Annotated in this window: 4 protein-coding genes and 1 pseudogene; 4 read left to right on the top strand and 1 reads right to left on the bottom strand. The window is 42.4% G+C overall.

Translation table 11 applies throughout. The annotated features are described in order from the left end of the window. Positions 1–11 precede the first annotated feature (11 nt). The gene (locus AB5217_RS14850) at positions 12–3,947 is read right to left on the bottom strand and encodes a response regulator (protein ID WP_004305050.1); all 3,936 of its coding nucleotides are present in this window, start codon (positions 3,945–3,947) and stop codon (positions 12–14) included. 257 nt (positions 3,948–4,204) lie between these two features. Here AB5217_RS14850 and AB5217_RS14855 point away from each other — a divergent pair. The 4 genes and pseudogenes from AB5217_RS14855 (at position 4,205) to AB5217_RS14870 (ending at position 13,554) form a co-directional block, all read left to right on the top strand. Continuing rightward, positions 4,205–7,531 (top strand): annotated as a pseudogene (locus AB5217_RS14855) (SusC/RagA family TonB-linked outer membrane protein). A gap of 10 nt (positions 7,532–7,541) precedes the next feature. Beyond that, complete coding sequence (locus tag AB5217_RS14860) at positions 7,542–9,329, top strand: RagB/SusD family nutrient uptake outer membrane protein (RefSeq protein WP_004324572.1); 1,788 nt, start codon at positions 7,542–7,544, stop codon at positions 9,327–9,329. Between the two features lie 29 nt (positions 9,330–9,358). Then, entirely contained in the window at positions 9,359–11,311 is a 1,953-nt protein-coding gene (locus AB5217_RS14865; protein WP_004299746.1) for a DUF5006 domain-containing protein, read from the top strand. Positions 11,312–11,358: 47 nt separating this feature from the next. Next, entirely contained in the window at positions 11,359–13,554 is a 2,196-nt protein-coding gene (locus tag AB5217_RS14870; RefSeq protein WP_229115810.1) for a peptidase M26, read from the top strand. Positions 13,555–13,566: the final 12 nt, after the last annotated feature.

Genomic DNA, 13,566 nt, shown 5'->3' on the forward strand with positions numbered 1-13,566 from the left:
GTGAGAATATCTTATTTATTCTCACTCCTGCATTCATTTTTATACTGCGTGGGCGTCAAGCCTGTGTACTGTTTGAATGCAGTACTGAAATAACGTAAAGTAGTGAAACCTATCTGATCTGATATTTCAGTAAATGTCAGATCGGTGGTTTTTATCAGAGTAATGGCTTGCTCCAACCTGAATTTGTTGATATAGTCATTTGCCCCCATATCGGTGATAGCCTTCAACTTGTTGTAAAGAGATGTTTTACTCATTCCGATCTCTCTGCAGATAAAAGGAATATCTAAAGACGGATTGCTGATATTCTCGGAAATGAGCTTGTTAAACTTTAACAAGAACGTTTCATCCGCCTGGCTGAAAGTACTCTCCAGCGGTTGAGGGAAGTTGCCTATATGTTGATAGTGCTCTTTCGTTTGCTCCCGGTTGTATAGCCGGTTCTGTATAATCTTAACAAGAGTGTCTATCTCAAAAGGTTTTCCCAGATAAGCGTCCGCCCCGATTTTATACCCATACAGTCGGCTCTGTTCATCATTGCGTGCCGTGAGCAGAATCACAGGAATATGACTGATGCCGATATTCTCTTTTACCGCTTTGCACAGTTCGTATCCATTCATAACCGGCATCATCACATCGCTCACTATAATATCCGGAACTTGCTTTTGCGCTATTTCGAAAGCTTCCCGGCCATCATGTGCTATATAAATTGCTTTGAATAAGGACTTCAATTCTTTGGAGAGGAAATCTGTCAGGTTATGATTGTCGTCTACCAATAGCACTGTGTAATTCTGCGTAGAGAAGTCGAGTGTCTCGGGAGCGTTGATCTCATGATCTACGTCCGGTGTAATCAATTCATTGATGTAAGGTTTCGGCTGGCAGATGACTTCGCCCGACTCCAATCCCAAAGGCAAGTCGAAGAAGAAAGTGGCTCCTCCCGCTTCGTTGTTCATGGCTCCGATTTTACCTTTATGCAATTCCACCAGCATCTTGGCGTATGAAAGTCCGACTCCGCTACCGCCAATTTCCTGCTTGCCTTGATAGAAACGGATGAATACCTTCTCCATGTCTTCCTCTTGCATACCTTCTCCCTGATCCAAAACGGAAACACGGACGTATGAGTCATTTTTGCTGGTACGGATAGTGACGGTTGTGTTTTTAGGACTGTGTTTCAGTGCGTTCGTCAATAAGTTTGTGACTACGATTGTACACATACCCTTGTCAAATACCACCTCTTTTATGCTGTCGTCGAGCTGATAATCTATTTGCACTTCCTGGGCAGCTCCCTCGTCCGTAAAATCGGCACCAATCTCCTTTATCCATGAGTTAAATGGATAGGCTTGGAGTTTCAACTTGGTTTCTCCTACTTCCATCTTACGTACGTCCAGCACCATGTTGATAAGATCTTTCATCCGTTGAGCCTGTTTATGTATATTCTTCAACGGTGGATAAATGGCATCTGTAGAAGGAAGTGTCTTTAATATGCGGCTTAGCGGGGCATATATGAGTGTGAGCGGAGTTCGCAGTTCATGGCTGATATTAATCAGAAAACGAACTTTTTCTTCATACACATTCTGCTCGTGTTCTTTCATCATCCATTTCATCTTGTTTTCTTTGCGTCGAAGCAGAACGAAAACAATTTGTACCACAATGCCTATGCAAGCAATGATGCAGAGAGAAACGAACCACCAGCTTCTGTACCAGGGTGGCAGTACGTTTAATGTGAAAAGAAACTGGGGAGTTGTTTCATTTCCTTCCTGTGTGTTACAGCTCACCATGATGGGATAACTTCCCGGAGCAAGAGATGGGATCATCAATTCAGGGTTGTAGCCTTCGGTTTTAAGGTCTCCCATTTGGAAATGATAGACTTTGAGCCGGAGAATGTCCGCACCATAAGTCATGACACGGATCTTAATGTTTTTACTGTTCCAGGGGATGGATATCTTGTCTTGATTGAGCTGATACATCCTGTTCTCTCCGTTTATGGTCAGTTCGGCAAGGCGTATTTCCGGAGAGTCACTACTCTTTTCTATTTGAGTGTCTGCATTGATACATAGTAAGCCTTTTACACCTCCCATATAGATGTTGCCTTTGGGGGAAATGAGACGGGGCTCGGCCAAGTATTCATTGGGGGAAATTCCATCCGCTTCTCCGAACCATACAAAACGTTTGGTATCGGTGAGCCATATAAAGAGTTTCTGTTCAGCTCCTATCCACACTTTTCCTTTATTGTCGCATAACACGGTATTTACTTCATTAAATAAGGTGGTAGGAATTCTTTCGAATTTGCGGGTATCAGGGTGATAGGTGTACAGGCCACGGGTGCCTGCAATCCAGAATACGCCCTTGTCATCCCTGGATACAGCATTGAAGAATCCCTGTGGAGCACTTGCAAATATCTCCACTGTGTCTTTTTTACGATCCAGTCTATATATATTATAAGGATCGTTCAGGTAAATGGCAGTGGAATCATATCCAATGGAACTCAACAAGCCTTTTATTTTCACTTCTTTGGCACAAGGGACAGGAGTGAGTTGCCGGGTGGAAGTATGGTAGCGGTAAGGAGGCGAACTTAATATTAAGATCGAATTGGGAGTATCCCGGTATAAGTTGATTGGCTGTCCGCTATAGCGGATGTGATGCTCTAATGAAGGGCTCATAATAGCGAAAGGACGCTTCTTTCCTGTCTTTTTATCGAATATGAAGATACCTTTGGAAAAGGCAGATACTAACAATTCGTTGGGTGTGAAGCCGGTGATGGAGACCATCTTGTCTCCCCAAGTGTCGGGATAGTGCACAAATGTTTCTGTAGAAGGAATGAATTTATTGATACCTCCTCCGTCCGTAGCGATCCAGAGTTCTTCGGAAGCCGGTTCCTGATATAGTTGTAATACCGTACTTTGACTTAATCCTTTGTTGTGCCCTAACACAACATTAGTGTAAGTTCTCATGGATACTTCACGAATGTTGATAACCCCTTCACGTTTACTTCCCGCCCATATATTTCCGGCAGAGTCGCTATGCAGGCAGAGTATTGTATTTGTGGGAAGGGAATGATTATCTCCGGAGATATGTTCGAGTACGGTAATATTGCCGGTTGTGGGATCGAGGATATTGATACCTCCCCCGTCTGTTCCCATCCATATTTTTTGTTTGAATTCGGTCATGCACAATACGATGTCACTGCTCAAACGGGAGTTTTGAGTGGTATAACTGGCTATCAATTTTCCCTGGGCGGAGAAACACTTGACGCCATTGTTGTAGGTTGACAGCCATATTCTTTGTTGGGAGTCTATGATGATTCCTACGTTGTCGTTCCCGTATTGGAAAGGAAATGGGGTTATCTCGAAATTCTTGAGGTTCATTTGCAGTATTCCCTGTTGCCAGCTTAGACACAATATGGTATCGGGTTTCCACATTTGTATGGATCGTATAATGAACGGCTCGTCGGTCTTGAATTCCCGTATGAGAGAAATCGTGTTGGTGGCATAAGAATATTTATATATCTTGTTGATCCCTCCGAACAGAAGTCCGTCTGCTATTTTGCAGATCGATTTGGCAATGATGGGCTGATTATTTAGTTTGGGGATAAAGAAGTTGTCGTGAATAAGAGAATAACGGGCGATTCCTGTGGTGGTCAGTATCCAGGTTGTCTGCTGATTATCTTCAATAATTTGCAGGATACTGTCGTTAGGCAGGGAATTTTCATTATCAGGTTGTGCGGTGTACTTTTTGAGTTCCGTTCCATCAAATCTGATTAGTCCTGTCGGAGTACCGATCCAGATGAATCCCTTTTGTTCGGTATAGATACAGCTGATGATAGACGGCATTCCGTTTTGGGAACCAATCAGTTTAAAGTCGTAATGGTTACCTATACTTATTGCTGGAAATGTGCCTACGATAAGAAAAGCCAGTAAGCAGAAAAAGTGTTTTATCCAAATACTTTTTTTCATCAGTCAAGATTATTAAGGGGAGATTAGTGAAACAAAAGTATGATTAATTCCGCTAAAACAAAAGAAATATTTCCAAAAACCGCCACAAAGACGTTCAAAAACGGAATATGGATGTTTTTGGAAACATTTTGGCGATTTTATGAACTCGCCATTCTGTCAATCAATCTATTTTTGTGGTGTATTTCAATGCCGGATAGTGTGGGCTATTGGCAAATGGAACTCAAAAAAACTTTTAGTATTAACTTTAATATAATGTTATGAAGAAAATGCAGATTAGGATGCAACTGGTGTGTCTCTTTTCAATGCTTTTACTGTTCTTCCCTGTGGAGCTCTTTGCTCAACAGGGCACTATCACTGGTAAGGTGGTAGACGAACGTGGCGAGTCCGTAATCGGAGCAACCGTTATGGTGAAAGGTTCTACTGATGGTACCATTACCGATTTGGATGGAAACTTTAAAATTAACGGTAAAGTAGGTACAACGATAACTGTCAGCTATGTGGGCTATGCTCCTTTGGAAGTGAAAATCACTAAGCTAACAGGAAATCGGTTCGTGATGAAGGAAGACTCCAAAACTTTGGATGAAGTGGTGGTAGTCGGTATGGGAACACAGAAACGTAATACTATTACAGCGGCTGTAGCTACAGTTAATGCGGATGCAATCGCTACCCGTCCTGTGACGGATGTAACCAGCGCCTTACAAGGTAATGTGGCTGGTTTGAACTTTGCTTCGGATGCTTCTGAAAGCGGTACCGGTGGTGAAGTTGGCGGAGAAATCAAATTTAATATTCGCGGTATCGGTTCTATTAATGGTGGAGAGCCTTATGTATTGGTGGATGGTGTGGAACAGAGCTTGCAGAATGTAAATCCTGCCGATATAGAAAGTATCAGTGTATTGAAAGATGCTTCTGCAGCAGCCGTGTATGGTGCTCGTGCTGCGTATGGTGTGGTGTTAGTAACGACCAAGAGCGGTAAACAGGATAAAGCCCGGGTGACTTATCGCGGTTCTGTGGGTATGAGTGCACCTATCAACATGCCCGAGATGATGAACTCTGTAGAGTTTGCCAATTATAAAAATGCGTACCGTTCGGCAATTGGTGAGTCTCCATACTTCTCACAGGAGACTATTGATTTGATGAATCAGTTTTTGCAGAACCCCTATGGTGAAGGTCTGCCCGGTATTACCGCCAATCAGGAGAATACCGGTTGGCGTGGCGGTGAATCGCAGTATGCCAATACCGACTGGTTTGATTATTTCTATAAAAACAAATCTTTGCGTCATTCACACAATCTAAGTATCTCCGGTGGATCGGACAAAGTGACTTATTATGTCGGTCTGGGTTATACTTACCAGGGTGGTTTGCTGGATCGTGTAGAAGACTCTCTGGATAAATACAACGTGAATACCAAATTTCAGATCAAGCCGAATGACTGGTTGAAGTTTAACTTCAATAACAATATCACGTTGAATCTGATTTCCCGCCCGCTCCCCGATATGTCTATTCTTTATCATCAGATAGCTCGTTCGCAGCCTAATATGGTGACTGAAGTTCCTATTTCCGGGCTTTATAATCTTCCTTCATGGAATGAAGCTTTGTATCTGGACAATGTGGGCTATTCGCAGAACCGCATTTCTGATGCCATGACTTTTGCAGCTACTGTTACGCCTCTGAAAGGCTGGGACATTATCGGAGAGATGAAAGTTCGTTTTGATGTGCAGAATGATGAATTCTTGCAGAAGCAGCCCCGTACCACACGGCCCGACGGAACCATAGAGAATGTTACCGCTCCCCGGCAGGGATATTCTTATCCCGGTATCGAATATTCGAATTCTTTGTGGGGATCAATGACTCGTGGAAATCAATTCAACTATTATTTGTCTCCCAGTGTGTCGTCTTCATATACGAATCAATGGGGTGACCATTTCTTTAAGGCAATGGCCGGTTTCCAGATGGAAGTGCAGCAAAACTCAAGCATGTATGCATATAAAGACGGAGTGATGAGCGATGATACATTCTCTTTTGACAATGCAAACGGAAAAGCCTATAATAGTGAAGCGCGTGACCATTGGGCAACCATGGGATTCTATACCCGTTTGAACTGGAACTACCAGAATGTCTATTTTCTGGAATTTAGCGGACGTTATGATGGTTCGTCACGTTTCGCTTCCGGCAATCGTTGGGGATTTTTCCCTTCTTTCTCTGCCGGTTATGACATTGCCCGTACCGACTACTTCAAGCAATGGAGCTTGCCTGTTTCACAGTTGAAAGTGCGTTTGTCTTACGGACGTTTAGGCAATCAGAATGGAGCCGGACTATATGATTATCTGAACTTCATGACATTGAGACCGGACTATTCAAATGCATGGTTGCTTTCCGGCGTCACTTCGGCTACTCCGGTACGTGGTACAGTCGCTTTAACGCCTTCTATGGTAAGCCCGTATATTACATGGGAAAAAGTGGATAATGCCAACTTAGGTTTCGACCTGACTCTGCTTAACAATCGTTTGACGATTACGGCGGATATTTACCAACGTACGACCAAAGACATGATTGGCCCGGCTGAAGCAATTCCTGATATTGGCGGTATTGCTGTTGACCAACGTGCTAAAGTAAATAATGCAACGCTACGTAACCGTGGATGGGAATTGTCGGTTAACTGGTCTGACCAGCTGAAGAATGGTTTCAGTTATGGAATCGGTTTCAATATCTTTGACTACAAAGCAGTGGTAACCAAATACAATAATCCGGAAGGATTGATTTATAACAACCACACCGGTCTGGTTCGTAACAAAGGTTATTACCAGGGAATGGATTTAGGTGAAATCTGGGGATATGAAGCAAATGATCTGTTTCTCACCAACCAGGAAGTGGATGAATATCTGAGAGGAGTAGACATGTCTTTCTTCAAACCGAATAAGGATTGGCAACGTGGTGATTTGAAATATATCGATTCGAACGGTGATGGTAAAATTGATCCGGGTTCGGGTACATTGAAAGATCACGGTGATTTGAAAATTATCGGTAATACGACTCCTCGTTACTCCTTCGGTCTGAACTTACATGCCGGTTATAAAGGTTTTGAAGTTTCCGCATTGTTCTAGGGAGTCATGAAACGTGATTTCCCGATGGCTGCAAGTACTTATCTGTTTAGCGGTGATTCCAACTTCTTTAAAGAACATTTGGATTATTATAATGTGTACAACCCGGGGGCTTACCTGCCGCGTCTGACAAAACCCGACAGTCCTGAATATAATGCGAACGTAGGTTACAACACTTCACGTTATTTATTGAACGCAGCTTATATGCGACTCAAAAACTTGATGATTTCTTATAACTTCCAGCCTAAACTGGTTAAGAAGATGGGATTGGAGAACTTGAAAGTGTATTTCACTTGTGATAATCTCTTCACGATTGACAATTTGCCGGACGTATTCGATCCTGAAACCTTGAATCAGGTAAATACATGGGCTGGGGGTAGTAACGAAACTGCTCCGGGATTGACTTCCCCAATGAAGCAAAATGGTAACGGAAAGGTATATCCGTTGAATAAAAACTACGTATTTGGTATTGAATTTACCTTTTAAACCATAAGATATGAAAAGAATATATATAATGGCTTTTGTAGCCGCTTCAATATTACCATTTTCATCCTGTTCAGATTTTCTGGATAGAGAACCGATAACCAAGCCGGAAGCCGGTAATTTTCTGACAGGTGCCATACAGGTTGAAAACTATATTAACGGACTATATATGACGTTGCCGTCTTTTAGTAAGTTCGGTTTGGGAGTTCGCAGTGAAGAAAAGAATAGTGACAATATTATTGCAGAAAAGTATGATGCCCGTTTGCATGGACAGAATAACCAGTTTAGCGGAGCTTCCGATTGGCAGACTGGTTATCAGAACCTGCGTAAAGTGAACTATTTTTTCCATAATTATAAAGTACCCGAAGCACAGGAAAACGAAGATGTACTGTCGTTGAAAGGGGAGGCTTACTTTTTACGTGCCTATTGGCATTTCGATTTATTGAAGAAATTCGGTTCTATTCCGGTAATGGATGCTTTTTGGGATGAGAATGCGACAATCGCAGGATTACAGATTCCCGCAAAGACACGTAATGAGGTAGCCCGATTTATTTTGAGTGATTTGGTTGAGGCGAAGAATCTGTTGCATTCGCGCGGTAAATATTCCGGAATTCGTATCAATAAAGAAGCTGCCATGGTTTTGGCAATGAATGTGGCGTTGTATGAAGGAACTTGGGAAAAGTATCACAGCAGCGATGATTTTGCATCTTCCACTAACGAATCAAATTATTTCTTGGGTGAAGTTATTAACTGGGGAAATGAACTGTTCGGTTGTGGCATTGATCTGTATAAAACCGGGCAAAATCCGGGAGATGCTTTTGCGGCATTGTTCAATAGCAAAGATTTGTCAGGAATGGGCGAAGTGCTATTGTGGAGGAAATATTCGAGTGATGAAGGAGTCTTTCATGATGTCAACGGTAATCTGAAGGCAGGTGTTGTCGACTCGGAAGGAGCTGCCGGAATTACTCAAAGCCTGGTGGATAATTATCTGAATGCCGATGGAACATTTATTGATCCGACAAATGAGAAATTTAAGGATTTTAAGGAAACATTTGAAGGCCGTGACCCTAGATTGATTCAAACGGTGATGAATGAAGGTGCCAAATTTGCTTCTGCCATTACTGCGACCCCAATGCATCTGGAAGAATATACGGATGAGAAGAAGAATACTATTAGTCCTCCTAAATTGGCAGGAGATGGAAACACACGTTCTTTGACGGGTTATCACATCCGTTTGGGAATAGATACCACCTTTGTAAGTGGTAATGGTGAGACTGCTTTACCTATTATTCGTTATGCCGAAGGTCTTTTGGCTTATGCAGAAGCTGCTGCTGAACTGGAAATGTGGAGCGATGATATAGCGAATAAGACATTGAAAGCGCTTCGTGAACGTGCAGGAGTGAAATATCTGGCACCGGCAAAGGATGCTAATTTCACCGATTTCGGTTATACATTGACTCCTGTTTTACAGGAAATCCGTCGTGAACGCCGTTCTGAACTTGCTTTGCAAGGTTTCCGGCTGGATGATCTCATGCGTTGGAAAGCCGATAAACTGATTGTTGGAAAGCGTGGTAAAGGTGCTTATGTAGGTGATGAATCTATTTTATTCAAATCTTACAGTCCGGATAATCAGAAAAGAATCAGAGAGCGTCTGACCCTTGATGATAACAAATGGGCGGATCCGATGGCCGGGACTCTGCCAAGCGGATATCAATTCCATGCAGATAGGGATTATCTGTTACCGATCCCTCCTTCAGAATTGGAATTGAACAAAAAGTTGAAACAAAACCCGAAATGGTAATCATTAATAATGATATAATAGGATAGATTATGAAGAAATATTTCTATAGATTATTACCAATTTGCCTGTTTATCCTTGTAATGACAGGCTGTAATGACACCGAGACGGTTATCTCTATCGGAGAAGCCCGGAATCTGGTGGCCGAAATCAGTACTCAAAGTGCTGCTATCGGAGATAATGTGACCTTTACTGTGAAGGTAGATCAGCAAGACAATCAGTTGGCACTCGAAGAAGATATAGACGTTGTTCTGACTTTTGCAGGTAAGAATGTAGAAGGAAAGGATGTCCCTGTATCTGATGTCTTTGAAGGCTTTGCCGGTCATCTTTTTATGAAGAAAGGTGAGAAACAGGGATTTACCGAATTTAAGGTAAAGAACGATCTGGCTAAATATCCTATATCGGGTACTATCACCGCTTATGTCAGAGGATACAAGATCAATGCGGCTGAACGTCCGATTGTGGTATCTGATAAACACTACACCATCTTGTCATTGAAGAACAATTCGGACAATACGGTGAAAGAGTATGGCTCATTTATTCTGGTCGCTACGGTAGGAGCGTCAGCTAAGGAAGATGTAGTCGTTCATATTGATGCGGGTGAAGATGCGGATAAATATGAGAATCTGCCGAGCGAATTGGTGGTGAAAGCCGGGTATAAAACAGCTGAATCTGAACTTATATGGGTGAAAGGAGAGAAAGGACCGAATACTTTCACTTCTGTGTCTATGTCTTTTGCTACCGATTCTGAAATTCATCCGGTATATGGGGACGAGTTGGAAATTAAGGTTACTGATACGGATGCAGGTTTGACTCCGGGCACCGAGTTAACCAATGAGCAATGGGTTTATACAGATCCGGATCAGATATTTGTATCAGCCAGCAATAAAAAGGCTGTAGAAAAATGGGATGAGGTCAGAGCTGCGTCAGCACTATTGATAAAGGAGGGTGATCCGCATCCGAATGAAGCGTTAGCTGCTGAAGGATGGACATTCCTGAATTCTTATGAGTTCCATCCGATTGATGCTTTGACAGAAGGTACCGGACTCCCCAATCAGTATGGTAATCGTCCTCCACGTTTTATGGCGGCACAGAATGTGGCTAACACACAGAAAGTACAAGCGGTTGTAAATGAGAAATATGCAACGATGACTCAAGATGGATATTTGAAAATGTGGTGTGCGTATGATCCGGGAATCAGTGTGACAGGGGAAATTACGGGAACAAGAGATTTTGGAGTTTCCTCCCTCTATGCAAGTAAGTTTGATGGTGTGCCTACGGGTGCTGATTCTTGGGAATCCAGCAATGTACGCATTTTGCCGGGCACTCGTGTGGAAGTTAGAATCCGTGTGCGTGGAAAGAAACACTCTTTCAACTCGGCAGTCTGGTTCCAAGGAAATATCAGAGGTGTGCAATGGTCTACCTATGGTGAGGTTGATCTTCTGGAAAATCCGGCTACCAATGCGAATCCGAATGGCGCTTGGCAGACTTTCCACTGGAATGATATATCCACTTCATCCGGTGATAAGTATAAACCGTCTTCAGGACAGTTGATAATATCGGATATGGATGAATTCGATATCTATTGGATGGAATGGAGAGATAATAACGAGATTGCTTTAGGTATTAATGGTAAAGAGAATGTACGCATGAGGACTGACGGCAGCTATACCGGAATAGCTAATGGAACGGCTTCATGGAACTCGTCTACACATTGGCCGTTTACGGACAAATACAATACGGAAGGGTTACATTTACTATTGACATTTGCCGGATGTAATGAATGGGCGCTTGGTGACGCTGCGGCAGAACAGGCTGCTAAAGATGGTAGTTGGGCAAACGACTTTAAGCATATTTCTTATCAGGAAAGTAAGTCTAGCAATGATACGCCACGTATGGAAATCGACTGGATACGTTTCTATAAGAAGCCAACCTACGACTATTTTGGAAGTGGTACTCCAACGCGTAACAAACCAATGTATTAATGGTTGTTGAAATAAAGATATTTAATCGAACAAACTTTTATATAGTTATGAAAAAGGTTTATCACTTATTGAGCGTTGCACTGCTGGGCGCAATGGCACTAACCTCTTGCGAAGAGGACAAGATAGTGAATGAAAATAACGGTGAAGGGAACGAAACCGACAAGAATCTGACTGATTATTCATTTATAGCTTCTATTAAACAGTCCGCCCCTTTGGGTCGCAGCAATTTGCAGAATGGAGTGTATACATGGAATAAAGGAGATGCTGTTACATTATGGAATCGCAACTTCGGAGCCGGCTATGATTTCTCTATCACCCCGGGGTATAATGACAACCAACCTGACAAATCTGCTGAATTCACAGGAAAAGCTGCTGTAGAAAATGGCCATAAGCTGATTGCGGTATTTCCACGGAAAGAAGCAAAAACATTTAATGACTTGGCTACCTTTTCTATGCCGGAGACATTTACTCAGACTGGAAAAACAGCAGAACTGGCAGCCACTACCTATATGGTTGCCACCGGGGATGTGACTGATAATAAGATTCCTGCATTAACGTTTTCACCATTGACTGCATTGATACAGTTTGGTTTGAAAAACACGTCGGACCGGGAACTGAAGATTCGCTATATTACGCTGGAGAGTGATGATGATGTATTTCCCGCAGAGTTGAAGATCGACGAAGACGGAGTGGTACAGAGTCTTTCAGGTATGCGTAACAAACTGACACTTGACATGAGTGGACAAGCATTGGCGCAGAATGAAACATTAAACGGGTATTTGAATATATTACCTACAACCTATGGTGATACCCGGTTGATGAAAAGTACGACCGAACTGAATATTACAGTAAGCGTTTTGAATAATGAAGTGGAACAGGATATTATCCTGCTGAAAAAAGTAAAAGTCAAAGATTTGGAGGATAACATCGGACTTGATATGGATGCTACTGCCAATCAGTTTGCAGCCGGCAAGCATTATAAAATGGATTTTGAGGTAGATTATCGTTTCAGAATTCCTGATGAGGGCTATATGATCGATGATGATGGAAATATTCATATCTATAATAAGACTGGATTATTCGGATGGAATAAAATTGCGGATGAATACCGTAAGGCAACTGTTACTTTAGAAAAAGAATATATCGATGAACCGGCAGGGGATGGAATAAAAGTGATTGATATGGGTAATGAACTTTGGGAACCTATTAGTGCGTTTGGAGGTGTATTTGAAGGTTATGGTGTTACCATCCGCAATTTGCAAATAGCTAATAAAGGTTTTATTGCTACCAATACGGGAACTATCCGGAATTTGACTTTGGAAAATGTAAGTTTCTCTGCTGATATCACAGAGGGAGCAGGAGCATTGGCTGCCGAAAGTTCAACGAGTGTCATTCAGAATTGTACAGTCAAGGGAGTGACTGCAACCGTTATAAAACCGGTAGTTTTTGGTGGTTTGATCGGTCGAAACTCCGAAGGAAGAATAGAAGGTTGTCAAGTTATCAGTGGAACTATTAACCTTAATTTGAGTGGTGCTGGTAATTCTAATTATGGTGGCTTGGTTGGTGAGCATTTTAATGGAACGGCTCTTATTATAAATTCGTATGTCGGTGCAGATGTAACAATCAAGCATCCTAGTAACTCTAGTGGTGCATCCTGTGTCGGCGGACTTGTTGGCTGGAACAACTCCGGTAAAGTCAAAGGTTGTTACTCATTAGCCAAACTTGAGGTTTCTTGTTCCGGACAAGTAGGAGGACTTATAGGGGCTAATAGTAACGGTACGGTTCTGGCCTGTTATGTAGCCGGTTCAATTAGTGGAACTATCTATAATAATACTGGCGGTTTCATTGCACAGAATACCATTAATAATGCTGATGCTACTGTGACGGCTTGCTACTCGACCACGCAGATAAATGTGACTAATAATGCTGGAAGTAATAAATTGGGAGCTTTCGTCGCTTCGAATTCAACAGGAATCAACCAGTGTTATTTCGTAGGCGAGACGGTGACTAATCCTGTAGGAAGCGGATCTGTAAATGGAATTAGTAAGGTAACAGCGACTCAACTCAAGGATAAGAAACGTCAGATGAATCTGGCAATAGAAGCCAAGGATCCAGAATTTGGTTTTAGCTTTAAAGTGAATGAGGATGCCGGAACTAATATATACTGTCCGTTGATTCTACAGGGGGCTGTGAAAGAACCTGGCTTCAGTGGATCAGATTTTGGAGATGGTGGTGATATTTAAATAACTGATAAC

Source organism: Bacteroides sp. MSSM.1001136sp1_RTP21357st2_D2_RTP21359_211015, from assembly GCF_040913205.1.
Lineage (GTDB): Bacteria > Bacteroidota > Bacteroidia > Bacteroidales > Bacteroidaceae > Bacteroides > Bacteroides ovatus.